The organism is Nocardia sp. NPDC050435 (genome assembly GCF_040655395.1).
GTDB lineage: Bacteria > Actinomycetota > Actinomycetes > Mycobacteriales > Mycobacteriaceae > Nocardia.
In genome coordinates, this window is the sequence record NZ_JBFAJW010000006.1 from 399,062 (window position 1) to 424,009 (window position 24,948).

Genomic DNA, 24,948 nt, shown 5'->3' on the forward strand with positions numbered 1-24,948 from the left:
TCTCCGATGGTTGAGTGAAACGGTACGGCGTCGGACCGGCGCGCGCCGGGTTTTCAGAACGATCGTTCGGCCGGTTTTCCGGTCAGCTCGCGTCCAGCCAGCCGCTGATCCGCCGCCCGATATCGGCGACCGTCAACCCCAGCTCGGCATGCACCGCGTCCCGGGACGCGTGATCCAGGAACTGCTGCGGCACACCGAGATCCCGCGTCGGCACATCCACCCCGGCCGCCCGGATCCGCGCCGACACCGTCGAACCGATGCCGCCGTGCAGGCCGCCGTCCTCCAGGGTGACCACGAGCCGGTAGTTCTCGGCCAGTTTGACGATGGTGTCCGACACCGGCAGCACCCAGCGCGGATCGATCACGGTGACCGAAATACCCTCCGGCTCCAGCGCTTCGGCGACCCGCAGCGCCGTCTCGGCGAACGGGCCGACCGCGACCAGCAGCACGTCACCGCGCCCGGTCTGCGCCGAACCGGCGTCGGTGGCGGCCAGCCGCAGCACGTCCACGCCGTCCAGGCGCTCGAGGGCGGTGATGTCGGCGGCGACGCTGCCCTTCGGGAACCGCAGCACGGTCGGGCCGTCGGTGACCGCGAGCGCCTCGCCCAGCTCTTCGCGCAGCGTGGCGGCATCGCGCGGCGCGGCGACCCGGATCCCCGGGATGATGCCGAGCAGCGAGAAATCCCACATGCCGTTGTGGCTCGCGCCGTCCGGGCCGGTGATGCCCGCGCGATCCAGCACCACCGTGACCGGCTGCTTCAACAGCGCGACATCCATCAGCAACTGGTCGAAGGCGCGATTGAGGAACGTCGAGTAGATCGCGACCACCGGATGCAGGCCGCCCAGGGCCAGGCCGGCCGCGGAGGTCATCGCGTGCTGCTCGGCGATGCCGACGTCGAACATGCGCTCCGGGAAGCGCTCACCGAACGGCGCCAGACCCGTCGGGCCGGGCATCGCGGCGGTGATCGCCACGATGTCCTCGCGGCGCTCGGCCTGCGCGATCAGTTCCGCGGAGAACACCGACGTCCAGCCCGGCGCCTTCTTGCCCGCGAGCGGACGGCCGGTGAGCGGATCGATCGGATCGCAGGCGTGCATCTGATCGGCGACATGGTTCTCGGCGTGCTCGTAGCCGCGGCCCTTCTGGGTGACCGCGTGCACGACGACCGGGCCGCCGAAATCCTTGGCGCGGCGCAGCGCGGCCTCCATGGCCACGATGTCGTGCCCGTCGACCGGGCCGACGTACTTCAGGCCCAGATCGCTGAACAGCTCCTGCGGGCTGACCGCGTCCTTGATCCCGGCCTTCACCGCGTGCACCATCGAATACGCCGACTCCCCCACCCGCGGGATGCTCTTGATGAGGCGCTTGCCCGCGTCCAGGGCGTGCTCGTAGGCGGGCTGGGTGCGCAGCGCGGTGAGCCGATCGGCCAGGCCGCCGATGGTGGGCGCGTAGGAGCGGCCGTTGTCGTTGACGACCACGACCACCGGGCGGTCGACGCCGGCGGCGATGTTGTTCAGCGCCTCCCAGCACATGCCGCCGGTCAGCGCGCCGTCACCGACCACCGCGACCACGTGGCGATCCTGCTGGGTCAGCGCGAACGCCTTCGCCAGGCCGTCGGCGTAGGACAGCGCGGCCGAGGCGTGCGAGGACTCCACCCAGTCGTGCGCGCTCTCGGCCCGGCTCGGGTAGCCCGACAGGCCGCCTTGCTTGCGCAGCGAATCGAACTGGTCCTTGCGGCCGGTGAGGATCTTGTGCACGTAGGCCTGATGGCCGGTGTCGAAGATCAGCGGATCGGCCGGCGAATCGAAAATCCGGTGCAGCGCGATGGTCAGTTCCACCACACCGAGATTCGGGCCCAGATGGCCACCGGTGGCCGCGACTTTCTGGACGAGGAACTCACGGATCTCCGCCGACAATTCACGCAGCTGTGGCACTGTCAGCCCACGCAGATCTTCGGGCGTATCGACCCGGGAAAGCACTCCCACCTGAACTCGCTCCCTCCGGATAGCGCATCTGATCCGATTCAGTCTACGGAGCCGTGGGGGTGCCCCTGCTCCACCTCGGCCTGTCACCAGCGGTCACGGCCGCGAAATGTGAGTCTCCACACGAATGTACGCGCTCGGGCCCGGCTCACACGCTACCCGGACACCGCCGGGGACAATCCCGGGCGTTCGGCCGTTGACCTTTCAGGAGCCCGTGACCTCGACGCAAGGAGAGCGCCGTGAGCAAACGCAAGAAAAAGGACAAGCAGAAGGACATCGCGATCGCCGATTGCGGCGCCGGATGCTGCGGGTTCGCCGAGCCCGAGAACGTCGCGGGCACGGTCACCACCTACGGCGCGGGCAGCGCGAGCGCCGCGCCCGATCTGATGCGCGTCACCGTCTCCGTCGAAGCCCGGGCCGGGCAGGTCGCCCAGGCCTACGGCACGGCCGGCGAGCGGATCAAGGCAATCACCGACTCGCTGCGCGGCGACGGCGTGCCGGGCGCCGACATCGCGACCACGGGCCTGTCGGTGCGCACCGAGACCGAGTGGACCGAGGGCAAGGGCCAGCGCATCACCGGCTATGTCGCCAGCACCGATCTGACGGTGGCGCTGCGCGAGATCGGCGAGCGGGCCGACCCCAGCCCGGCCGACATCATCGCGCACTGCGTCGAGGCCGGCGGCGACGACGTCCGGCTGAACGGTCTCACCCTCGGCTTCGCCGACGAGGCCGCGCTGCTCGAACAGGCCCGCGACGCCGCCTGGGACAACGCCCTGGCCAAGGCCGAACAGTTCGCCTCGCGCGCCGGTGGCCGCGTCGGGCCGGTGCTCGTCATCACCGAGGACACCGCGTCCCGTCCGCGCGCGGCCGCGCGCCCCAAGGCGGCCGGCATGATCGCCGAGATGGCGTCGATGCCGGTGGAACTCGGCGAGAGCGAGATCTCGGCCAGTGTCCGAGTCACGTGGCAGCTGCATTGAGACGGCGGCCCGCAGCGCTGAGTGCCGGCTGGGCAGCGCTACCGGCGGTCGCCCGGTGAAGCGCCGCGTACTCGCCGAGCGTCACGGCTGAGAAGCGGCGGCACCACGTTGCGAGCCGCGCGCGACGACGGCGCGGCTCATCGAACGCAAGTCCGCGCGCAGGTCAGGCCGGTCAGCACAGCAGGCGCGCCGCATGCTCAGCGACGGTTGGCGCGATCAGCATTCGACGCGGCCGAGATCAGCATTCGAGCAGAGCGAGGCACTCCACGTGGTGCGTGCCCGGGAACGCGTCGAAGGCGCGGAGTTCGGTGAGGGTGTAGCCCGCGTTCTGGTAGAGGCCGAGGTCACGGGCGAAAGCGGCCGGGTCGCAACCGATGTGGACGATGCGCTCCGGGCCGACCTCGGTGAGGGCGGCCACCACCTCTTTGCCCGCACCGGCGCGTGGCGGATCCAGCACGACGGCCGCCGGAGCCGCACCGGAGGCGTGCTCGGCGATCCAGCGCTCGGTGCGATCGGCGCGCAGGTCGACCCAGGGCAGATCGTGCAGCGCCGCGTTGCCGTCGGCGACCGCGGTGCGCGCGAACTCCACCGCCCGCACCGCACCGTCCGCGCCGACCTGCTCGGCGAGCCGCGCCGCGAAAACGCCCGCGCCGCTGTACAGATCCCAGGCCAGGTCGCCGGGTTCCAGCCCCGACCATTGCGCGATCACGTCCGAATAGCACTGCGCCGCATCCCGATGCGCCTGCCAGAACCCGGTCGCGGCGACCTCCCACCGGCGGCCGCCGACATACTCGACCGCACGCCCGGAGCCCGCCAGCACCCACTCCTCGCGCGGCGCGTGCGCCGCCGCCCGGCCCGCGGTGGCGCTGCGGCGCTCGCCGCCCGCCGCATTCGGCCACTCCGCCGCGTGCGTGCGGGGCCGGGGACCACGCCCCGGCCCGCTCCCCCGCCCGCGACCGTCCGATTCGTCGTCACGTCCGGAGGTGCGGTCGGCCCGGCCACGCCCGCGCCGGGAACCGCCGCGCGGTTCGGGTTCCGCGGGGGCGAGTTCGACGAGGTGACGCACGCCGTCGCCGTCCACCGCCACGACCAGTTCCGCGCCGGGCGTCCACTCGCGGTCGGCGACGCCGTCCAGCGCACCCGGAACCGGTTGCGGGCAGCGCAGATCGGTGAGGATGCCGGTGCTGCGGTGCCGGTGCACACCGGCCCGCCCGTGCTCGTCGACGGCCAGGCGCACCCGCGTGCGCCAGCCGGCGGTCGTCTCCGCCGGATACCCGGCGATCGGCTCGACCACGATCTCGCGTTCGATGCCCGCCAGGCGGCGCAGTTGCTCGGCGACCACCGTGGCTTTCAGAGCGCGCTGAGCCCGGGGGGTGGCGAAGGAGAAGTCGCAACAGCCCGCGCCGCCGGGCCCGGAGACCGGGCAGGTGGCGGGCACGCGGTCCGGCGAGGGCTCCAGGATCTCGATCGCGTCGGCCCGGCAGAACGAACCACCGCGATCCTCGGTGACCTGGGCGCGCACCAACTCACCGGGCAGCCCGTGCCGCACGAACACCACCCGGCCCTCGTGCCGTCCGACGCAGAACCCGCCGTGCCCGGGCGGCCCGAGCCGGATCTCGAAACTCGTGCCGCGCCAGTCACTCATCCCGGGCGCCCGACATCGGCCGTTCCTCGTACCCGCGCCGCACCGCGCCGGGCGCGCTGATGTCGCCGGGCTGCCGCGCGCGCGTCGACGAACTCAGCTGCCACGGCACGCTGGTCACCATCACGCCGGGCTCGAACAGCAGCCGGCCCTTGAGCCGCAGCGCGCTCTGGTTGTGCAGCACCTGCTCCCACCAGTGCCCCACCACGTACTCCGGGATGAACACCGTCACCACGTCGCGCGGCGCGTCCTTGCGCACCCGCTTCACGTAATCCAGCACCGGCTTGGTGATCTCGCGGTACGGCGATTCGATCACCTTGAGCGGCACCGAGATATCGCTGCGCTCCCACTCCCGCACCAGCGCCCGGGTGTCGGCCTCGTCGACGTTGACCGTGACCGCCTCGAGCGTGTCCGGCCGGGTGGCGCGCGCGTAGGACAGCGCGCGGCGGGTCGGCAGGTGCAGCTTGGAGACCAGCACGATGGAGTGCGTGCGGCTGGGCAGCACACCATCCCATTCGCTTTCGTTGAGCTCCCGCGCCACCGAATCGTAATGGCGGTGGATCATCTTCATCACGACGAAGATGATCACCATGGTCAGGATGGCGATCCAGGCGCCCGAGAGGAACTTGGTGATCAGCACGATCACCAGCACCGTCGCGGTCATCGCGAGACCGATCGCGTTGATCACCCGCGAACGTCGCATCCGGCCGCGGTGCGAGGGGTCGGTCTCGGTGCGCAGCAGCCGGGTCCAGTGCCGGAGCATGCCGGTCTGGCTGAGTACGAACGAGACGAAGACGCCGACGATGTAGAGCTGGATGAGCTTGGTCACATCGGCGCCGAAGACCACCACGAACGCGATCGCGCCGCCGGAGAGGAACAGGATGCCGTTGCTGAAGGCGAGCCGGTCACCGCGCGTGTGCAACTGGCGCGGCAGATACCGATCCTGCGCCAGGATCGACCCCAGCACCGGGAACCCGTTGAACGCGGTGTTGGCCGCGAGCACGAGGATCAGCGCGGTCACGGTGAGGATGAAGTAGAACCCGATCGGGAAGCCGTGGAAGACGGCCTCGGCGATCTGGGCGATCAGCGTCTTCTGGTGGTAGTCGGCCGGCGCGCCGACCAGATGCGCGGTGTCGTGCGCGAACACGACGCCGATCTTCTGGGCCAGGATGATGATGCCCATCAGCAGGGCCACCGCGATCACGCCGAGCATCAGCAGGGTAGTGGCGGCGTTGCGGGACTTGGGTTTCCGGAACGCGGGCACGCCGTTGCTGATCGCCTCGACACCGGTCAGCGCCGCGCAACCGGAGGAGAAGGTGCGCGCGATCAGGAAGGCGAACGCCAGCCCGTAGAGGTGCTCGTCCTCGGCCTTGATCCCGAAGCCCGCCGATTCGGCGACCAGCGTCTCCCCCAGCACATAGACCTCGATCAGACCCCACCCGAGCATGACGAACATGCCCACGATGAAGGCGTAGACCGGGATCGCGAAAGCCTTGCCCGACTCCCGGACACCACGCAGATTGATCGCGGTCAGCAGGGCGATCGCCACCACCGCGAACAACACCTTGTGCGTGGCGACGAACGGGATCGCCGACCCGATGTTGGAGGCGGCCGAGGAGATCGACACGGCCACCGTCAGCACGTAGTCGACCAGCAGCGCCGAACCGACGGTCAGGCCCGCGGTGGGCCCCAGGTTGGTGGTAGCCACCTCGTAGTCGCCACCGCCGGAGGGATAGGCGTGCACGTTCTGGCGGTAGCTGGCCACCACCACCATCATCACGGCGACGACCGCGAGCCCCACCCACGGCGCGTACATATAGGCCGAGATCCCCGCCACCGACAGCGTCAGGAAGATTTCCTCCGGCGCGTATGCCACCGAGGACATCGCGTCGGAGGCGAAGACCGGGAGGGCGATGCGCTTCGGCAGCAGGGTATGCCCCAGTGAATCACTACGGAAGGGCTTGCCCAGCAGCATGCGTTTGGCTGCCGTCGTCAACTTGGACACCGGAGCGAGCATAGATCCCCGCAGGCCGGATTACCCGCGGGGTCGGGCTACGCGCCACGCGGCGGCACAGGTTTGACGCGCGGTCACAGCGGGAACGTGGGGCTTGAGCCATCCCTCGGGGACAGCGCGACCGGAATCGGCGGTACGGTTTGCGCACGGCAAAAGCAGACCGACACCAGGTCCAGGAACGGGGTTGCACGGTGTACGTAGTGATCATGGGGTGCGGCCGCGTCGGCTCGGCGCTGGCCCGTGCCCTGGTCCGGGTGGGCCACGAGGTCACGGTGATCGACCGCGATCCCAGCGCGTTCCTGCGGCTCGGCCAGGATTTCCCCGGCCAGCGCATCATCGGCGTCGGCTTCGACCGGGATGTGCTGACCCGCGCCGGGATCGAACGCGCCGACGCCTTCGCCGCGGTGTCCTCCGGCGACAACTCCAACATCATCTCCGCGCGCGTCGCCCGGGAGAATTTCGGCATCGAGCGCGTCGTGGCCCGCATCTACGACGCCAAACGCGCCGCCGTCTACGAACGCCTGGGCATCCCCACCATCGCCACCGTGCCCTGGACCACCGACCGCTTCCTGCGGACGCTGATCGGCGACTCCAGCACCACGAACTGGCGCGACCCCACCGGCGCGGTCGCGGTCACCCAGCTCAACCTGCACGAGGACTGGTACGGCCGCACCGTGCGCGACCTGGAACGCGACGTGCGCGTCCGGGTGGCGTTCATCCTGCGGTTCGGCAACGGACTGCTGCCCGACAGCAAGACCATCATCCAGGCCGACGACGTCGTCTACGTGGCCGCGACCTCCGGCAGCGTCGGCGAGGCCGTCGCGCTGGCCGGCAAGCCCCCCGCGAGCGAGGACTGATCATGAAGGTGGCCATCGCCGGAGCCGGCGCCGTCGGCCGATCCATCGCCCGGGAACTGCTACGCAGCGGACATCGGGTGATGCTGCTGGAACGCAAGCTCGACCACATCGACCCCGCCGCCATCCCGGACGCCGTGTGGGTGCACGCGGACGCCTGCGAGCTGGCGCTGCTGGAGGACGCGGGTCTCGAGACCTACGAGGTCGTCATCGCCGCCACCGGCGACGACAAGGCCAACCTGGTGCACAGCCTGCTCGCCAAGACCGAGTTCGGGGTGCGCCGGGTGGTGGCGCGGGTCAACGATCCGCGCAACGAGTGGTTGTTCGACGAGTCCTGGGGCGTGGACGTCGCGGTGTCCACACCGCGGTTGCTGGCCTCCCTCGTCGAGGAGGCGGTGTCGGTCGGCGACCTGGTGCGTCTGATGACGCTGCGCCAGGGCCAGGCCAACCTGGTGGAGATCACGCTGCCCGGCGACACCGGGCTGGCGGGCAAACCGGTGCGCGCGCTCACGCTGCCGCGCGATGCCGCGCTGGTGACGATCCTGCGCGGCGGGCGAGTCATCGTCCCGCAGCCCGACGACCCGTTCGAGGGCGACGACGAACTGCTGTTCGTCACCTCGCTCGAGGCCGAGGAAGATCTGCGGGTCGCGCTGGCCCATCACGGCATCAAGCCTTGACGACGTTGAGTTCCGCGCGCAGCTTGTTCAGCGCGCGGTGCTGCATCACCCGCACCACACCGGGGCTGGTGCCGATCGCCTCGGCGGTCTGAGCGGCGCTCCAGCCCAGCACGATGCGCATCACCAGCACCTCACGGTGGGCGGGGGCCAGGATCTTCATCAGTTCCCGGGTGGCGTCGCGCCGCTCGGAGGCCAGCGCCCACTCCTCCGGACCGGCCTCGTGGCAGGCTTCCTCGGGCATCTCCGCGGTCGGGTAGGCCGGGTGCAGCTGCGAGCGGCGGAACGCGTCGGCCACCTTGTTGGCCGAGATCCCGTACACGAACGCCAGGAACGACTTGCCCTGATCCTGGTAGCGCGGAACGGATTTCACCGTCGCGATCAGCACCTCCTGCACCACGTCGTCGACGGTGACGTGCAGATGCGAGGTATTGCCCAGGCGCGCACCGCAATACCGGCGGACCAGCGGATGCACCAACCGCACGATCTCGGACATGGCGTGCTTGTCACCCGCGGCGGCCGCGCCGATCAGCTTGTCCAGCTCGGCGGCGACACGCTTGCTCTCCGAGAGCGCGGGACTGGGGTGGGCGGGAGACTTCGTCGCCGAAATCTTGTGCTCGGTAGGCAACTTCGGAGCCTTTCGATCGTTGCGTTTTTTCGTTCTGCAACGATCGTCGGCGGAAACGGCCCGGCCAGCCAGACACCCCAGGGGTGGGCGCTACCCCACCTCTGGCGTGGTCGTGATCACCCTTTCGCGGCGGGCGTGTGCCCGGCCCGGCGCACCGCCCACACCGTGACGCCGAACGCCACGGCGGTCAGCGGCCAGCCCATCGCGATGCGCGCGAAGGCCAGCCAGCCGGTGTGATCGGTGTCGTACAGCGAGGACTGCACCAGGTAGCGGGCGCCGAAGACCAGCACCCAGGTCGCGGTGGCGATGTCGTAGAGCCGGATCAGCCGGCGGTCCTCGCGCCACTCCCGGCCGTGGCCGTTCAGGAAGCCCCAGATGATGCCGACCAGCGGCCAGCGCACCAGGATCGAGATCAGGAACGCGCCCGCGTACACCAGGCTGGTGTAGATGCCGAACAGGAAGAAGCCCTTGGCTTCTCCCATCCGGTAGGCGATGAACGCGCAGATGCCGACACCGAGGAAACCGGAGATGGCCGGCTGCACCGGGCTGCGGCGATACAGCCGCCACACCAGGATCGCGGCGGCGACACCGAGCGCGGACCAGACCGCGGCGGTGAGACCGAAGATGGTGTTGACCGGCACGAACACCAGCACGGGCAGGGTGGAGTAGATCAGGCCGCTGAAGCCGCCCATCTGCTCGAGCATGGTCTGCTCGCGGGGCTCCTCGTCGGCGGCGGGGCCCACGCCCGGGTGCGGCGCGCGCAGATCGTCCTCGATCTCGCGCAGCTCGGCATCGAAGACCCCGTGCAGCTGGTCGTTCTCGTGGGAAATGTCGGCGTCGAGCGGCTCACGGCGCCCGATCTCGGTCGGCTTGCCCAAATCGGCGCCGTTGTCGTTGCTCGGCATCAAGTCAGCTGTTCCCGCGCAATTCGTAGTAGGGGTTGAAGATCACCTTGCGGCCGTCTCGGTCGCCGACGCGACCGCGAACCAGTATCCGGCGCCCCGGCTCGATACCGGGGATCCGACGACGGCCGATCCACACCAGGGTGATGGCGTCGGTGCCGTCGAAGAATTCTGCCTGCACACTAGCGCCCGAGGACTTGGGGCAGGCCTCGACACTACGTAAACGGCCGAGCATGGTGGCTTCGTCGCCGCGGCGACATTCCGAGGCTCGACAGGCTCCTGATGCCTCGGCGGTCTCGGCCAACTCCTCGGCGTCCAACTGATCGAGATCCTCGGTCAGTCTGCGGCCCAGTCGGCGAAAATATCCTGAGGCTGCGGATGGCATTGCACGCTCTCCTGCTACAGCACGCGGCGTGGGTCGCACGCCAGCGTGTTTTCCAACGAACGACCGGCTGCTGGCCGCACACCGCCACTGTAGGCGCACTGACCCGGCCCCGCTACGCTCGGCCCGGTGTTCGACTCCCCACACGCGGTGGTGACTGCTCGCCGATCCATCACCTGGAAATCCCCAGAATCCACCGGGTTGAAACCTTTCCCCCGGCCCGCGATTGCCGTCGCGTTGCCCGGGACCGGGTCGGACGCGGATTTCGCCCGGCGCGGATTCGAACCCGCTTGCCGCGAACGTGATCTCGAACTCATCGCCGTCGAACCGGATCCGCGCGCGGTGGTTGCCAGTTATCGTCGCGCGCTCGAAAACTCGGCCCGCCGCGGCCCGGTGCTGGCGGCCGGCATCTCGCTGGGCGCGGCGGTCGCGCTGGAATGGGCGGCCGAGAATCCCGGGCGGGTGACCGGAGTCATCGCCGCCCTGCCCGCGTGGACCGGAGCCGACACCGCCGACTGCCCCGCCGCGCAGAGCGCCGCCTACACGGCCGCCCAATTGCGAGCACACGGACTCGACGACGTTCTCACACAGATGCGCGCCGGCAGCCCCGCCTGGCTGGCTGCCGCCCTCACCCAGTCCTGGCGCGCACAATGGCCGGACTTACCGCTGGCGCTGCAGGAGGCGGCCGAATACAAGTGGCCTGGGCCCGAGTGCCTGAGCACCATCGGGGTCCCCGTAGTGGTCATCACAGCCGTCGACGACCCCGTCCACCCACTGGCCGTCGCCGAGGAATGGGCGGACCTGATTCCCCGTTCGGCGCTGGCGCGCATCACGCTCGATGAACTGGGCGCAGACCCGGCCGTACTCGGGCATACGGGCCTCGCCGCGTTCGACTGAGGCCGCGCTTGGGCACTTGGCGGACCGAGGCCGGGGTGGTCGCTTCAGTGGGTTCCGCACGCTCGCGCATTCAGGCACACCGTAGCCAGGCGGCGTCCCCTGCATTGCGGGCCCGTGAGCAGGCGGTCAGGCCGAACCGAGCTGCCGGACGGCCGACCACTCGGGAGCCGCGGCGGCAGTAGCTCGCGTTCCCGGCGCTTGCGGCCGGGAACGAGAACGTTCAGTTCAGGCTGAGTTGCTGCAGGGCCTAGCCTTCGGTGCCGCGGTGGCGAGCAGCCCGCATCCCCGGCGCTTGCGGGGCCGGGGATCAAGGGCGTCAGTTCAAACCGAGTTGCTGCAGGGCCGAGCCTTCGGTGCTGGGGCGGCGAGCAGCCCGCGTCCCCGGCGGTTGCGGGCCGGGAACGAGAACGCTCAGTTCAGGCCGGGTTGCTGTATGGCCGGTGCTGCGACGGCATGTAGTCCGTGTCCCCGGCGCTTGCCTGCCGGGGACCGGAATGCTCAGTTCAGGCCGAGTTGCTGCATGGCCGAGCCTTCGGTGCCGCGGCGCGGACCCTCGGGCATGCGGGGTGGGATGACGCCGGGGTGGATGCCCTGGGCGGCGGCGGCCTGGGCGGCAGCGGCGGCCTGGGCCTGCTGCTGTTGCGCTTCGACCTGGGCCTGGTGGGCGGCGGCGAGCTGGTCGGCCAGTTCCTGGGGCAGGACGACGGGCAGCGGGTCGCGGACCGGCAGCGGATCGGTGCCACGGCGCACGACCGTCTCGCTCATGATCGCGCGGGCGGCGGCGACCAGCGGCGTGCCGTCGGCGGCCGCGCCCTGGGGCCCGGCGGCGACCAGGCGCACCATCCAGCGCGGGCCGTCGACGCCGATGAAACGCAGATCCGCGCCCTCGGTGATCGCCAGCACCTCACGGCCCCACGGACCCGTCTCGATCGAGACCCGAGCGCCGTCGGTGCGTAAGGAATCGGCCAGGTCGGCGGCCACCTCGCGCCACTGCCCCTTGGACTTGGGCGCGGCGTACGCGGCCACCGTGAGGCGGCCGTGCTCGGTCGCCAGGTGCACCGCCTGCGGGGTGCCCTCGGGGGTCATCTCGACCTGCAGCTGCCCGCCCGGCGGCACCGGCAGGATGACCGAGCCCAGGTCGAGCCGCTGATCGGCCACATCGGCCAGCAGGTCGGCCACGGCGTCGTAGTCGTAGGGGCCGGTCTGCGGGGTGTCGCCCTCGTAGACCGGCTCGGCGTACGCGGCGGCCTCGTCGTACTCCGAGTCGTATTCGGCCTCGTAGCCCGCCTCGTCGTACTCGTCGGACTCGTACCGGTCCGACTTCTTCTTTCTTCCGAACATCGCCATGTCACGCCTCCTTGGCAGCGTCGGCCAGGATCGCATGGCCGCCGCTGGACCCGTACCCACCCGCACCACGCGCCGTCTCGTCGAGCGAATCCACCTCGACGAAATCGACCAGCTCCACCCGCTGCACCAGCAGCTGGGCGATCCGGTCGCCCCGGCGCAGCTCGATCGGCGTGCGCGGGTCGTGATTGATCAGGCACACCTTGATTTCGCCCCGGTAGCCCGCGTCGACGGTGCCGGGGGTGTTGACCACCGAAAGTCCGGCCTTGGCAGCCAATCCCGATCGCGGATGGATCAGGCCGACGGTGCCGACCGGTAGCGCGACGGCGACGCCGGTACCGACCAGCGCTCGCTCCCCCGGTTCCAGGATGACGTCCTGGGTGGTGCACAGGTCCACGCCGGCGTCGCCATGATGGGCGCGCGCGGGCACGGGGATGCCGGGATCCAGCCGCAGCAACGGAATAGGTGAAAGTGCGCTCATGCCTGCGCCTCGCTGACGCTCGGCTCCGGCATGACCGCACTGGCGGCAGCGTTGTTGGTTCGCTCGCGATGCTCCCTCACACTGCGAGAGCCTACGCGCTGGCCGCGAAGCGCCGTGACTTAGTGTTGAGTCGTGTCGGACCAGCCCAGCCCCGTGACGGACCACGAAAAACAGACCGCCCACACCTATTCCGAGCGCCTGTGGGTGCCGCTGTGGTGGTGGCCGGTCGCGCTCGGCCTGGCCGGCCTGCTGGCCGCCGAGATCCACATGGGCGCACCGGGTCTGCGGGCCTGGCTGCCGTACCTGCTGATGCTGCCGATCCCGGTGTGGGTGCTGCTGTGGCTGAGCCGCCATCGGGTAGAGGTGACCGGATCGCCCACCCCGGAGTTGCGGGCCGACCGCGCTCACCTGCCGGTGAACTTCGTGGCCCGCGCGGTCATCGTGCCGAAGACCGCCAAGAGCGCGGCGCTCGGGCGACAGCTCGACCCGGCCGCGTATGTCCAGCACCGTGCCTGGGTAGGCCCCATGGTGCTGCTAGTCCTGGACGACCCGGATGACCCCACACCATATTGGCTGGTCAGCACCCGTCGCCCAGAGAAGGTCCTAGCCGCGCTCGGCCTGCCGAGCGCGGACTGACAGAAGTCCCTCGGCCGGACACGTCGTTGTCCGGCCGCCGCAGGTGCTACTCAGGCGGCGCAATCCATGCAGATCAACTGCCCGCCGCTTTCCTCCGCCAGTCTGCTCCGGTGATGCACCAGGAAACAGCTGGAGCAGGTGAACTCGTCCGCCTGCTTCGGGATGACCCGAACGGTCAGCACTTCCTCGGACAGGTCCGCGCCGGGAAGCTCGAACGACTCCGCGGTATCGGATTCGTCGATATCCACGACGGCGGACTGTGCCTCGTTACGACGAGCCTTCAGCTCCTCCAGCGAATCCTCCGACACGTCGTCGGTCTCGGTGCGCCTCGGTGCGTCATAGTCGGTTGCCATGTCGTCTTCCCCTCGTCCTTACTCCGTATATCCCGGACCGGCTCGCGCTACACCGATTCCTGGTCGGAACCGCGGTAGCATTACCGCCCCGCCGGTGGCGCACATCACACGTGCACCGCTGCTCTATCGGCGCGGATCGTGGTAGATCCACACGGGATAGCGCTCGGTAAACGCAGGACATGCCCTACTTGTTCCCGCGACCGACCACCGTTTTTCGGCACTGGCGATTCGATCTGGGCCGCCAGACAATAGCGGACCCCACGGCAAAAGTCGCAATCAAAACACAGACGATTCGAAATCGAGGGCAGATCGACACCTGCGGCGGAACTCGCCGAGACCTTGCGCGATGTAGCCGAGACATTTTCGTACAGTGTGCGGGTGGTTTCACTGATCACCGAAGGCAGCCCCACCGACCCCCAGGGTCGCGCGTGGGTCCGACGGCGCCCCCGGCCCTGGCTCATCCTGCTCGGCGTGATGACGCTGATCTGCGCGATCGTGTGGATCAAGGCGTTGACGACGGCGGACAACAGCGGGGCCGCCATGGCGTGCAACTCCCCCAGCCCCGCGACCGGCAACAACACGACGCCCGCCGCGCCCCTCGGGCAGCGCGTCGGATCCTCACGGCTGCAGGCTGTGGAGCCCGCCGCCCTCTCGGCCAGCAAGGTGCGCGTGCTGAACGCGAACAACCAGCGTGGCCAGGCCTCCCACATCGCCTCCCAGCTCGGCGACATCGGGTTCGCCAGCGCGCCCGGAACGCAATACGGCAACGATCCGGTCTACGTCAACGGTGACCTGGAGTGCACCGGGCAGATCCGCTTCGGCGTCAACGGCCGCCCGGCCGCCGCGTCGGTGCAGCTCGTCGCGCCGTGCGCCGAGCTGATCGAGGACCCGCGCACCGACGACACCGTGGATCTGGTGCTCGGCTCGCTGTTCGGCGGCGACGTGCAGCCCGGCAACGACGCCGAGGAGGTGCTGCGCTCGCTGAAGAATCCGGTCCCGGGCAGCTCCATCGACAGCAAACTGCTCTCCGCCGCCCGGTCCGCGCGCTGCTGATCGCTACATCCGGTCGGGCAGCGACTCCGTCGCCCCGATCCCGGTGAGCAACGCGCCCAGTTCGGCCGCGATCCCGGGTGCGGCGGCGACCACCAGTTCGCCCGCCGCGCCGGGGACGGTCGCGGGCGGCAGGGTCAGGCGGGCGCCCGCCTCGGTGGCGATCAGCGCGCCCGCCGCGAAATCCCAGGCGTTCAGGCCGTGTTCGTAGTAGGCGTCGACCTGGCCCGCCGCGACGTGGCACAGGTCCAGCGCAGCCGCGCCCAGCCGCCGGATGTCGCGCACCCGGGGCAGCAGCTGGGCGACCATCTCGGCCTGCCGGGCGCGCCGGTGCACGCCGTAGGCGAAGCCGGTGGCCACCAGCGCCAGCGGCAGCGCCTCGACCGTGCTGGCGCGCAGGTGCTCCACGCCGCCGTCGCCGTCGACCCGCATCGCGCCGAGCCCGAGGCCCGCGCTGTAGGTGACCGCGCGCGCGACATCGACCACGGCGCCCGCGACCGAACGGCCGCCGCGCATCGCGGCCACCGAGACCGCGTAGCCGGGCAGGCCGTACAGGAAGTTGACGGTGCCGTCGATCGGGTCGACCACCCAGGTCACCGCGTCCCCGGCGGCGGCCAGGTCGCCGCCGCCCTCCTCGCCCAGGATCGGGTCCCCGGGACGGTGTTCGGCCAGCAGCTTGCGGATGAGGTCTTCGGTTTCGGTGTCGACGACCGTGACGGGATCGGTCGGATGACCTTTGGTCTGGACGGCGTCCTCGGCCAGGGCACCGGCCGGGCCGAAGACCTCGGGGCGGCGGGTGCGCACATGGGCGGCGGCGGTCTCGGCGAGATCGACCGCCAGGCGGCGCAATTCGGCGATCTCTTCGGGGGGCAGGGCGGCGGATCCGGCGGGGTAGCTCGTGGTTTCGGGCACGGTGTCCATCGCATCACAGATACGCCCCGCGGCGCAGGACGGGCTGCCTTTACTCTTGTCGGGCACTGTCGTCAGATGACCAGCACACGGAACGAGGGGTAGCCATGTCCGCTCGGGGGCACGCGTTCGGGATAGACATCGGTGGCAGCGGCGTGAAAGGCGCCGCGGTCGATCTGGCCACCGGCGAGTTGCTGCACGAACGCATCAAGGTCGCCACGCCGCAACCGTCGACGCCGCAGGCCGTGGCCGAGGCCGTCGCGAAGGTGGTCACCGAGGCGAACTGGGACGGCCCCGTCGGGGTGACCCTCCCCGCGGTCGTGCTCGACGGCGTCACCCGCACCGCCGCCAATATCGACAAGGCCTGGATCGGCACGGATGCGCGGGCGCTGTTCTCCGAGGCCCTCGGCGGCCGCGAGGTGACGGTGCTCAACGACGCCGACGCCGCCGGCATGGCCGAGGACACCTACGGCGCGGCAAAGGATTTCGCCGGCATGGTGCTGCTGCTGACCTTCGGCACCGGCATCGGCTCGGCGCTGATCTATCAGGGCGCGCTGGTGCCCAACACCGAACTCGGGCACCTCGAGATCGGCGGCATGGAGACCGAGCACCGCGCGGCCGCCTCGGTGAAAGACCGCAAGGGCCTGAGCTACGAGCAGTGGGCCGCGGAGGTGTCCACGGTGCTGATCGGGCTGGAGAATCTTTTCTGGCCGAACGTCATCGTGGCGGGCGGCGGCATCAGCCGCGACGCCGATCTGTGGATTCCGTTGCTCACCAACCGGACTCAGGTCGTTCCCGCACATCTGAGAAACACCGCGGGTATCGTCGGCGCGGCCATGGCGGTCGCCGCGGGGTTGGTACCGTGACAGATCTGCGCGTCGCGCGTCCAAGCCGAGGTGGGCATGGGTACCCTGGCAGGATCGTTACAATGGAACGTGCCCGGCTTAGCCGGTGAACCCGACCGGCCTTCCGCCGGTGAAACCCGACAGACCGCTCCGCCGGAACACCACTCTGGCGTGACGCCGCACGAGACCGTCACGAAAGGGCGTACGTGGTAGCCACGACCCGTCAGACCGCCGACTCGGCCGAAGAGGCCGACTCCGCAGATGTAACCGAAGCCCGGCCGGTCAAGAAGGCTGCCGCCAAGAAGGCTCCGGCCAAGAAGGCCGCGGCGAAGAAGGCCCCCGCCAAGAAGGCCGCTGCCAAGAAGGCGCCGGCGAAGAAGGCGGCCAAGAAGGCCACCTCCGCCGAGGGCGAGCCGGGCGGCGACGAAGCCATCGAAGACGAGTCGCTCGAGATCGAGGACCTCGAAGATCTCGAGGTCTCCGAGGACGACCTCACCGAGGACGCCGAGGAACTGGTCGCCGACACCGCCGAAGAGACCACCGAGGAAGCCGAGGAGCCCACCGCGGCCGACAAGGCCTCCGGTGATTTCGTCTGGGACGAGGAAGAGTCCGAGGCGCTGCGCCAGGCCCGCAAGGATGCCGAGCTCACCGCCTCGGCCGACTCGGTGCGCGCCTACCTCAAGCAGATCGGCAAGGTCGCGCTGCTCAACGCCGAGGAGGAGGTCGAGCTCGCCAAGCGGATCGAGGCCGGCCTGTACGCGGCGGAGAAGATGCGCGAGTGGGCCGAGGCCGGGGAGAAGCTGCCCGTCGCCACCCGCCGCGATTTCAACTGGATCATCCGCGACGGCAACCGCGCCAAGAACCACCTGCTCGAGGCCAACCTCCGACTGGTCGTCTCGCTCGCCAAGCGCTACACCGGCCGCGGCATGGCCTTCCTGGACTTGATCCAGGAGGGCAATCTCGGTCTGATCCGCGCGGTCGAGAAGTTCGATTACACCAAGGGCTACAAGTTCTCCACGTACGCCACCTGGTGGATCCGGCAGGCCATCACCCGCGCCATGGCCGACCAGGCCCGCACCATCCGTATCCCGGTGCACATGGTCGAGGTCATCAACAAGCTCGGCCGCATCCAGCGCGAGCTGCTCCAGGATCTGGGCCGCGAGCCCACCCCGGAGGAGCTGGCCAAGGAAATGGACATCACGCCGGAGAAGGTGCTGGAGATCCAGCAGTACGCGCGTGAGCCCATCTCGCTGGACCAGACCATCGGCGACGAGGGCGACAGCCAGCTCGGCGATTTCATCGAGGATTCCGAAGCCGTCGTCGCCGTCGACGCCGTCAGCTTCACCCTGCTGCAGGATCAGCTGCAGTCGGTCCTGGAGACGCTGTCCGAGCGCGAAGCCGGCGTCGTGCGCCTGCGCTTCGGCCTCACCGACGGCCAGCCCCGCACCCTGGACGAGATCGGCCAGGTCTACGGCGTCACCCGTGAGCGGATCCGTCAGATCGAGTCCAAGACCATGAGCAAGCTGCGCCACCCCAGCCGCTCCCAGGTCCTGCGGGATTACCTGGACTGAGTTCGCTCTCCCGGATCGGGGCCTCGCAGCTGTGGCTGTGGGGCCCCGATCGCCGTTTCAGGGGGATCAGGGCTTGGTTTCCCAGAGCACCCGTTGCAGTTCCCGATGCTGACGCCGGGTACCGAGGGTGCCGTAGGTGTACAGGAACGGCCACTGGATTCCCTTGAAATCCGCAGGGGCCCAGCCGATCTCGCGTGCCAGGCCACGGCCGATCGGGTACGCCGCCGTGGCGACGCCGGCGATCGTCGCGAACCCTACAGCTGTCTCGAAGATCGTGGTGTCCACGGGGCCGGTGGCGAGGCCGACCATGGCCGACGCGAAGCTCACCGCACCGACCGTGGCCTCGTCCTTCTTGTCCATGAACGAGCGCAGCGGGCGAATGTAGCGGATCTGACGGAGCTCCGCCTCCAACTCACGCATGATGATGCCGTCGACGGTGCGGCCACCGGAGCTCTGCAGCATGTTGTAGACGCGGGCCATCCAGGCGACGAGCATGTCGTGGCCTTCGCTGCCGATGAAACTCTCGATCCGCCCCGAGCCGGTGTTCCGCCGGGCATGGATATCCAGAAACTTGAGCACCTCGAGCATTTGCATGCCCAGCCCGGAGTACCGGATGTCGACCGAAGGCGGGTCCGGTGACTCGGGCGCGGGCCGGGGCGTATGGGAAGGGGCCTTGGCCAGGATGTCGAGGAACTTCTTGTGCACTCCGGGCAACAGGAACGGCGCCGCGAAACCCGAATCCGCGATGGCCATCCCGTGATTGTGCGCGTCTCGGAGAATGCGGGCAGCGATCTCCGACTCGTCGTCGCCGGCGGCGAGTGCCGGTTCGCGCGTGCCCGGTGGGATCGATGCGGCTCCGGCTTTGCTCCTGGCGAGCCGAGCCCAGCGGCCGGCCTCACCGGGATGCGCGGCCAGATAGGACCGGGCCCACTCCCAGCCGCTTTCCGGCGGAGCCGTGACCACCCGCCGTGACTCGAGGGGCAGGGCGCTGTCCCGGCGACAGAATTCCCGGATCGGATTGTCGAATGCGTCGGTCCACCGGCTGCCCGGCCATCGGCTGCTTGCTCGATGCGCGGGTTCGTTCAACCATTCGGATCTGCCGAAAATCCGGATGTAGCCGTTGTCGACGTAGCGCAGAAAGCTCTTGACGCTGATCGGGCAGTCGGAGCTCTCGATAACGACACTCGACGGCGCCCAGAGGTTCAAGGGACGGCTGATCGACATCATTCGATAGATGTCGCGATAGCCCCTGGTCCCGTATTGGCTGATGTGGCAAAAAGTGGGGAATGTGGCGTCAGCCCCGGCTACTTCGGAACCCATCGGTCATTTCCCGCCAGATACTCGGTTGTCTTCAAGATCGCGACCACGCTGGAGCTCTCGGTGATCTTCCCCGTGCGGACCGCATCGGCCGCTTCCTCGACAGGCGCCCAGCGCACCGCGATCGACTCCTCCGGATCGTTGACCGCGCCCTGGTAGCTGAGGTTTCGGGCGAGAAATTGGTGGGCGACGTCGGTCGTCGCCCCGATGCCGTTGTCGATCGAGCCGAGGGCCAACCAGTCCGCCGCCACGAACCCCGTCTCCTCCAGCAATTCGCGCCGCGCCGCGTCCAGCGGATCAGCGTCGCCGGCCTGTGAGCTGCCCACGGGAATCTCCACCGAGACACGCGATTGCGTGTAGCGCCACTGCTCCACCAGCGCGATCCGGCCCTCCGCGTCGAGTGCGACGATTCCCACCGAATAGGGCAGCTCGACGACTCCGTAGATTCCTTCCTGCCCGTCCGGCCGAATCACCTGGTCTTCGCGCACGCTCAGCCATTTGTTCTTGTAGACCTCACGGCTCGACAGTGTCTGCCACGGATTGTCCGCACTCACGAATACCCTCCGAATTTCGCTTGCACCCAACAAGTTTAGCCAGCACGTCGACGCGCCGACCTAGATATCAGGGGGTGCGGGATTCGGTTAGGGCGGTTAGTTCTTTGGCTCGGGGGGCGTGGGTCAGGTGGGAGGTGGGGTGGTCGAAGGTCATGACGGGGCGGGTTCCGGGGGTGTAGGGGGTCCAGCCGGGGTTGCCGGATTTGGCGAAGGCGATCCAGGCGGCGTGGACGGTGTCGGCGAGGGGTTGGGGGGCGGCGGGGCCGGTGAGGGGTGCGGAGGCGGGGAGGGTGTCGAAGACGAAGGGGATTTCGAGGGCGTGCATGGCGCCGAGGGGGCGGTCGGTGCGGCGCCAGGCGAATTCGTAGACGAAGACGGGTGCGCCGGTGCCGGATTGGGTATCGGCGAGTTCCATGGTGGGGGCGCGGAAGGCGTGATCGGTGAGGATGGCGGCGAGCAGGTCGCCGGGGGCGGCGTCGGGGCGGTCGGCGGCGTAGACGTGGGCGAGGGCGGGGTCTAGGCCGTAACGGGTGAGCATGAGGGGCAGGGCTTCTTCGGTCACCAGGGCGGCGATTCCGGTGGGCACCAGGAAGAGGCGGAATTCCTCGGCGGTGTAGCCGAGCAGCAGCGGGACGCCGGTCGCGGAGCCCGCGGCGACAGCCGCCAGGACGTCACCGGTGAGGACCTCGCCGTCGATCACCGGGAACAGGCAGGTGATGCCGAGACCGCTCGCGACGATGGACGCGCCCCAGCGCGCGGGGTCGGGGTTCGTCATGTACGCGGCGATGAGGGTTTCCTGGGCGGCCAGCAGGTCGGCGGGCTCGACGGCGGCGAACGCCGCCGCAGTGGCCGGAATGTTCAGGGTGGCGGCGAGTTCCGCGCCCAGCAGGCGGCCGTCCTCCAGGGTGGCGGCCATCCGGGCGGTGCCGCTCTGCACGATGGCCTTGGCGAACAGGCCGCGGGCCGCGGGCGCGGCGAGGAGGGCGGCGACGCTGATGCCGCCGGCGGATTCGCCGAACAGGGTGACGTCGGCGGGGTCGCCGCCGAAGGCGGCGATGTTGTCGCGCACCCAGGCCAGGGCGTAGATCTGGTCGAGCAGACCGCGATTGGCGGGAGCGCCGTCGAGGACGGCGAAGCCGGAGACGCCGAGGCGGTAGTTGACCGAGACCAGCACCACCCCGTCGCGGGCGAAGGCGGTGCCGTCGTAGGCCGCGCGCGAATTCGCGCCGCGGGTGAACGCGCCGCCATGGATCCAGACCATGACGGGCAGCCCCTGCGCCCCCGTATCCGGGGTCCACACATTGACGTTGAGGTACTCCGCGCCCGGAATGTGGTCGCTGCCCAGGATCTCGGCGATGGCGGGCGGGTACGGGGATTGCAGGGAGGTCGGACCGAATTCGACCGCGGGCCGGACACCCTCCCACGGCGTCGGCGGAGCGGGCGGCGCGAACCGGGCGGGGCCGACCGGCGCGGCCGCGTAGGGAATGCCGAGAAATACGCTGACGCCGTCGACGACGCGCCCGCTGACGCGACCGCCGGTGACTGCGACTGTGGGTTCCATGGGTTCTCCGATCCGGGCTCGCCGTCACCGTAGCCCGAGGCCGGGCGTTCCGGCCGGACTTCGGGGAACCGACCAGTTCGTGAGCGCCGACACGGTCTAAACATAGAGTGATCCATGCCACATCACGGCAGACTTCTTTCGGTGTAAAAATCGCCCCGACCTGCCGTATCGTCTGAACGTTGTTGTTTCACTCACGGGGCGAATTCGCCTCGAACGGCGGATATCTCGTGCTCGACATCTCCCATTTCAGCTACGGCTGGGTCACCCCGCTGATGGCGTACGTCATGTCCTTCCTCGGCTCGCTGCTCGGCCTGCAATGCGCGGTCCGCGCCCGCCGCGAGGGCGAGATCCGGCCGCGCTGGCTGGCCGCGGCCGCGCTCGCCATCGGCGGAGCCGGCGTCTGGGTCATGCATTTCATTGCCATGCTGGGCTTTTCGATCGAGGGCGCGGAGATCCGCTACCACGTGCCGCTCACCCTGTTCAGCGCGCTGACCGCGATCGTGGTGGTGGGGATCGGCCTGTTCACGGTGGTCCGCCCGCAACCGACCGTGCCCGCGCTGCTGGGCGGCGGCGCGATCACCGGGCTCGGCGTCGCCGCCATGCACTACACCGGCATGTACGCGATGAAATCGGACGCGCACCTCAGCTACGACCTGCCGGTGGTCGTCCTGTCGGTGTTCATCGCGATCGTCGCGGCCACGGTGGCGCTGTATTTCGCGCTGCGAGTCAAGGGCATCGGGGCGACCATCGCCGCGGCCCTGATCATGGGTGTCGCGGTGTCCGGCATGCACTACACCGGCATGACCGCCATGCACGCCCACCATGCCGACCACGCGACGACGCCGCAGGGCGCCGACCCCGCCCAGCTGCTGGCCCCGCTGATCCTGTTGATCAGCATCGCCACCATGCTGCTGCTGATCGCCGTCAGCCTGACCACCGTCGAGGACAACGTCGTCGACCTGCCCCGGCTGCGCCGCAGCGCCGCGCGCCCACCGGAACCGGATGCGCCGGCCGAACCGACCCGCCCGGTCGGCCTGAAACCGCAACGACCGCAACCACAGCGCAAGACACACGAGCCCGCACCGGAGGAGATCACCAACTCCTACTGGCCGCCGCAACCCGGTTCGGAAACCCGCTGGGCCGCGCCGACCCAGCGCGACGCCCGCCCGCGCTCGGCGCTCCCGGTCACCGAATCGCACACCCGTAAGGCGCTGGCTCGCGCCGATCGTCAGCGCTTACTCGCCAAGGGCGCCGGACTGGAGGATCCGGCCGGCGACGACGCCGACGAGTACGAGACGCCGCAGGAGCCGGGCGACCGCTGGCTGCGCAGGCGGCACGGCGGCTGAGGCGAGTCAGCCTGCGCCAGGCGAATCGAGGGAACTAAGCCGCGCGCATCGCCGACCGCGCACGCCGCTCCCGGCGCGTCAGTCCTGCCGGTCCGCTCCGGCGACGGCAGACTTTCCCTGTGGTCACCTCCACCGCGCTCGACGGGCGCTACCACTCCCCCTGGACCCGGACGGTCGACCTGCGGACCGAACTGCGCCGGGCCTGGGAGTGGCTGCGCGCGCCCCGGCTGCTGTTCCGGATCTATCCGGCCCTGCGCCACCACCTGACCGACGCCCCGGCCAGCACCGCCTACGCGTTCACCCTGTTCGTCACCTGGTGGACGCTGCGCGGATTGTCTCCGGCCGAAGATCGCAGGCTGATCCTGTCCGCGTCGACGAACCTGCACAATATGCGGCACAACCCCGTTCAGGTGCTGATCGCCTCGGCGTTCTGGACCGAGGGCCAGTTCCCCTGGCTCACCATCGCGGAATTCCTGATCATCATGGCGCTGGCCGAACGCTGGCTCGGCACCGGACGCTGGATCCTGCTGTTCGCCACCGGCCATATCGGGGCGTCGCTGCTGACGGTGTTCGGCATCGCCCAGGCCATCGACAACGGCCTGATCCCGCTGCGCGTGGCCGTCGCCCCGGACGTCGGCACCAGCTACGGGTTCACCGCGGTGCTCGCGGCGCTGGCGTTCCGGTTCCGCGGTCTCGTCCGGCTGACGTGGATCGCGCTGCTGCTGACCGTCCTGATCGGCGCGGCCGCCTACGGACGAACTTTCACCGACTACGGCCACGTGTGCGCGGGCGCGATCGGCTTGCTGGTGGGCACGCTCGCGACCGCGTTCTGGACCGGGGTCGAGAAGCGGCGCGCCGCTAGGCCACCGCTCGCGGCGGACGCGTCAGCAACCGGCTGACCGGCTCGACCACGCGTGCCGCGACCGGCCCGAGCACCGCCATCAGCAGCACATAGGCGGAGGCGAGCGCGGCCAGCTCGGCGCCGGCGACCATCCCGACCGCCAATCCCGCGATGACGATGGAGAATTCGCCGCGCGCCACCAGCGCCGCCCCCGCGCGGGCCCGGCCCAGCCGCGCGATGCCCTGCCGCCCGGCCGCCCACCACCCGGTCGCGACCTTGGTGGCGACGGTGACCACCGCGAGCGCGATCGCCCAGCCGAGCACCGGCGGGATCGCGGCCGGGTCGGTGTTCAGGCCGAAGGCGACGAAGAACATCGCCGCGAACAGATCCCGCAGCGGCTCCAGCAGTTTCGCGGCGTGGTGCGCGGTGGATCCGGAGATCGCGATGCCCAGCAGGAACGCGCCGACGGCCGCGGAGACGTTGAGCGTGGAGGCCACCCCCGCCACCAGCAGAGCCGCGCCGAGCAGCTTGAGCAGGAACACCTCGTTGTCCGGGCTGTCCAGCAAAGCCGAGACGTAGCGGCCGTAGCGCAGCGCCACCACCAGCACCACCGTGACCGTCACAAGCGCCAGGGCCAGCGCCTTCAAACCGGCGAACAGGCTGAGTCCGGCCAGCAGCGTGGTGAGGATCGGCAGATACACCGCCATCGCCAGATCCTCGAACACCAGGATCGACAGCACGACCGGGGTCTCCCGGTTGCCCAGGCGGCCCAGATCGTCGAGCACCTTCGCGATGATGCCGGAGGAGGAGATATAGGTGACCCCGCCCATGGTGACCGCGCCGATCACGCCCCACCCGAGCAGCAGCGCCACCAGCACGCCGGGCGTGGCGTTGGCGACCAGATCGAGCAGACCCGCGGCCCAGGAGCGGCGCATGCTGGTCATCAACTCGGGCGCGGTGTATTCCAGGCCGAGCAGCAACAGCAGCAGCACGACGCCGATTTCGCCCGCCACCCGGCCGAATTCGATGGCGGCGTCGAGTTGGACCACGCCGCCGTGCCCGAAGACCAGCCCGCCGAGCAGATACAGCGGGATCGGCGACATCCCGAAGTGCACCGCGACCCGCCCCAGCATCCCCAGGGCGAACAGGACCGCTCCGAGTTCTACCAGCGCGAGCGCGGTAGTGGTCACGA

General features: G+C 69.7%; 24 protein-coding genes. 10 read left to right on the plus strand and 14 right to left on the minus strand.

Annotated features, from left to right (window positions below):
• Positions 1–82: 82 nt before the first annotated feature.
• Positions 83–1,981, minus strand: a complete 1,899-nt coding sequence (gene dxs, locus AB0I43_RS21125; RefSeq protein ID WP_357432577.1) for a 1-deoxy-D-xylulose-5-phosphate synthase — start codon at positions 1,979–1,981, stop codon at positions 83–85.
• A 236-nt stretch (positions 1,982–2,217) separates the two neighbouring features.
• Between dxs and AB0I43_RS21130 the strand changes: the two genes are divergently transcribed.
• Positions 2,218–2,955 (plus strand): SIMPL domain-containing protein, encoded by a 738-nt coding sequence (locus tag AB0I43_RS21130; RefSeq protein WP_357432578.1) that lies wholly within the window; start codon positions 2,218–2,220, stop codon positions 2,953–2,955.
• 238 nt (positions 2,956–3,193) lie between these two features.
• On the opposite strand, the gene AB0I43_RS21135 is transcribed toward AB0I43_RS21130, so the two are convergent.
• Both AB0I43_RS21135 and AB0I43_RS21140 read right to left on the minus strand, forming a co-directional pair.
• A complete protein-coding gene (locus tag AB0I43_RS21135; RefSeq protein ID WP_356975483.1) occupies positions 3,194–4,600 on the minus strand; it encodes a TRAM domain-containing protein in 1,407 nt (468 codons plus the stop codon).
• Positions 4,593–6,602, minus strand: a complete 2,010-nt coding sequence (locus AB0I43_RS21140; protein WP_356975482.1) for an APC family permease — start codon at positions 6,600–6,602, stop codon at positions 4,593–4,595. Before AB0I43_RS21140 ends, AB0I43_RS21135 begins: the two co-directional genes overlap by 8 nt.
• Positions 6,603–6,802: 200 nt before the next feature.
• Here AB0I43_RS21140 and AB0I43_RS21145 point away from each other — a divergent pair, with 200 nt between their 5' ends.
• Both AB0I43_RS21145 and AB0I43_RS21150 read left to right on the plus strand, forming a co-directional pair.
• Positions 6,803–7,468 carry a TrkA family potassium uptake protein gene (locus AB0I43_RS21145; RefSeq protein WP_356975480.1) on the plus strand — a complete coding sequence of 222 codons (666 nt, stop codon included), beginning with the start codon at positions 6,803–6,805 and terminating at the stop codon, positions 7,466–7,468.
• A gap of 2 nt (positions 7,469–7,470) precedes the next feature.
• Positions 7,471–8,142 carry a TrkA family potassium uptake protein gene (locus AB0I43_RS21150; protein ID WP_356975478.1) on the plus strand — a complete coding sequence of 224 codons (672 nt, stop codon included), beginning with the start codon at positions 7,471–7,473 and terminating at the stop codon, positions 8,140–8,142.
• Here AB0I43_RS21150 and AB0I43_RS21155 read toward each other — a convergent pair.
• From AB0I43_RS21155 to AB0I43_RS21165, 3 genes are all read right to left on the minus strand, one after another.
• Positions 8,132–8,767, minus strand: a complete 636-nt coding sequence (locus AB0I43_RS21155) for a sigma-70 family RNA polymerase sigma factor (RefSeq protein ID WP_356975476.1) — start codon at positions 8,765–8,767, stop codon at positions 8,132–8,134. The two genes, AB0I43_RS21150 and AB0I43_RS21155, sit on opposite strands and share 11 nt — an antisense overlap.
• 116 nt (positions 8,768–8,883) lie before the next feature.
• Positions 8,884–9,471 (minus strand): DUF3159 domain-containing protein, encoded by a 588-nt coding sequence (locus tag AB0I43_RS21160; protein WP_356975795.1) that lies wholly within the window; start codon positions 9,469–9,471, stop codon positions 8,884–8,886.
• Positions 9,472–9,676: 205 nt separating this feature from the next.
• Positions 9,677–10,054 (minus strand): OB-fold nucleic acid binding domain-containing protein, encoded by a 378-nt coding sequence (locus tag AB0I43_RS21165; protein ID WP_194814291.1) that lies wholly within the window; start codon positions 10,052–10,054, stop codon positions 9,677–9,679.
• Between the two features lie 198 nt (positions 10,055–10,252).
• Here AB0I43_RS21165 and AB0I43_RS21170 point away from each other — a divergent pair, with 198 nt between their 5' ends.
• On the plus strand, positions 10,253–10,948 hold the full coding sequence (locus tag AB0I43_RS21170) for an alpha/beta hydrolase (RefSeq protein ID WP_356975474.1): 696 nt from the start codon (positions 10,253–10,255) through the stop codon (positions 10,946–10,948).
• Positions 10,949–11,446: 498 nt separating this feature from the next.
• Here AB0I43_RS21170 and AB0I43_RS21175 read toward each other — a convergent pair whose 3' ends face one another.
• Both AB0I43_RS21175 and dut read right to left on the minus strand, forming a co-directional pair.
• The gene (locus AB0I43_RS21175) at positions 11,447–12,289 is read right to left on the minus strand and encodes a DUF3710 domain-containing protein (RefSeq protein ID WP_356975793.1); all 843 of its coding nucleotides are present in this window, start codon (positions 12,287–12,289) and stop codon (positions 11,447–11,449) included.
• A gap of 7 nt (positions 12,290–12,296) precedes the next feature.
• On the minus strand, positions 12,297–12,773 hold the full coding sequence (dut, locus tag AB0I43_RS21180) for a dUTP diphosphatase (protein WP_356975473.1): 477 nt from the start codon (positions 12,771–12,773) through the stop codon (positions 12,297–12,299).
• Positions 12,774–12,905: 132 nt separating this feature from the next.
• On the opposite strand from dut, the gene AB0I43_RS21185 reads away from it, so the two are divergent.
• Positions 12,906–13,409, plus strand: coding sequence for a DUF3093 domain-containing protein (locus AB0I43_RS21185; RefSeq protein WP_356975472.1), 504 nt, complete (start codon positions 12,906–12,908; stop codon positions 13,407–13,409).
• 50 nt (positions 13,410–13,459) lie between these two features.
• On the opposite strand, the gene AB0I43_RS21190 is transcribed toward AB0I43_RS21185, so the two are convergent.
• Complete coding sequence (locus AB0I43_RS21190; protein ID WP_194814294.1) at positions 13,460–13,762, minus strand: DUF4193 domain-containing protein; 303 nt, start codon at positions 13,760–13,762, stop codon at positions 13,460–13,462.
• Between the two features lie 378 nt (positions 13,763–14,140).
• On the opposite strand from AB0I43_RS21190, the gene cei reads away from it, so the two are divergent.
• Positions 14,141–14,815, plus strand: a complete 675-nt coding sequence (gene cei / locus AB0I43_RS21195) for an envelope integrity protein Cei (protein ID WP_356975471.1) — start codon at positions 14,141–14,143, stop codon at positions 14,813–14,815.
• Positions 14,816–14,818: 3 nt separating this feature from the next.
• On the opposite strand, the gene AB0I43_RS21200 is transcribed toward cei, so the two are convergent.
• On the minus strand, positions 14,819–15,733 hold the full coding sequence (locus AB0I43_RS21200; RefSeq protein ID WP_356975469.1) for an inositol monophosphatase family protein: 915 nt from the start codon (positions 15,731–15,733) through the stop codon (positions 14,819–14,821).
• Positions 15,734–15,828: 95 nt separating this feature from the next.
• Between AB0I43_RS21200 and ppgK the strand changes: the two genes are divergently transcribed.
• Both ppgK and AB0I43_RS21210 read left to right on the plus strand, forming a co-directional pair.
• Positions 15,829–16,587 carry a polyphosphate--glucose phosphotransferase gene (gene ppgK / locus AB0I43_RS21205; protein WP_356975468.1) on the plus strand — a complete coding sequence of 253 codons (759 nt, stop codon included), beginning with the start codon at positions 15,829–15,831 and terminating at the stop codon, positions 16,585–16,587.
• Between the two features lie 185 nt (positions 16,588–16,772).
• The gene (locus AB0I43_RS21210) at positions 16,773–18,137 is read left to right on the plus strand and encodes an RNA polymerase sigma factor (RefSeq protein WP_356975466.1); all 1,365 of its coding nucleotides are present in this window, start codon (positions 16,773–16,775) and stop codon (positions 18,135–18,137) included.
• Between the two features lie 66 nt (positions 18,138–18,203).
• Here AB0I43_RS21210 and AB0I43_RS21215 read toward each other — a convergent pair whose 3' ends face one another.
• From AB0I43_RS21215 to AB0I43_RS21225, 3 genes are all read right to left on the minus strand, one after another.
• Positions 18,204–19,364: a hypothetical protein gene (locus AB0I43_RS21215; protein WP_357432579.1), complete on the minus strand. Its 1,161-nt coding sequence runs from the start codon at positions 19,362–19,364 to the stop codon at positions 18,204–18,206.
• Between the two features lie 77 nt (positions 19,365–19,441).
• On the minus strand, positions 19,442–20,008 hold the full coding sequence (locus tag AB0I43_RS21220; RefSeq protein WP_357432580.1) for an NUDIX hydrolase: 567 nt from the start codon (positions 20,006–20,008) through the stop codon (positions 19,442–19,444).
• Positions 20,009–20,075: 67 nt separating this feature from the next.
• Positions 20,076–21,569, minus strand: coding sequence for a carboxylesterase family protein (locus AB0I43_RS21225; RefSeq protein WP_356975462.1), 1,494 nt, complete (start codon positions 21,567–21,569; stop codon positions 20,076–20,078).
• 179 nt (positions 21,570–21,748) lie between these two features.
• On the opposite strand from AB0I43_RS21225, the gene AB0I43_RS21230 reads away from it, so the two are divergent.
• Both AB0I43_RS21230 and AB0I43_RS21235 read left to right on the plus strand, forming a co-directional pair.
• Complete coding sequence (locus AB0I43_RS21230) at positions 21,749–22,915, plus strand: MHYT domain-containing protein (RefSeq protein WP_357432581.1); 1,167 nt, start codon at positions 21,749–21,751, stop codon at positions 22,913–22,915.
• 119 nt (positions 22,916–23,034) lie between these two features.
• A complete protein-coding gene (locus tag AB0I43_RS21235) occupies positions 23,035–23,814 on the plus strand; it encodes a rhomboid-like protein (protein ID WP_356975458.1) in 780 nt (259 codons plus the stop codon).
• On the opposite strand, the gene AB0I43_RS21240 is transcribed toward AB0I43_RS21235, so the two are convergent.
• Complete coding sequence (locus tag AB0I43_RS21240; protein WP_356975456.1) at positions 23,774–24,946, minus strand: cation:proton antiporter; 1,173 nt, start codon at positions 24,944–24,946, stop codon at positions 23,774–23,776. The genes AB0I43_RS21235 and AB0I43_RS21240 overlap by 41 nt on opposite strands.
• Positions 24,947–24,948 lie beyond the last annotated feature (2 nt).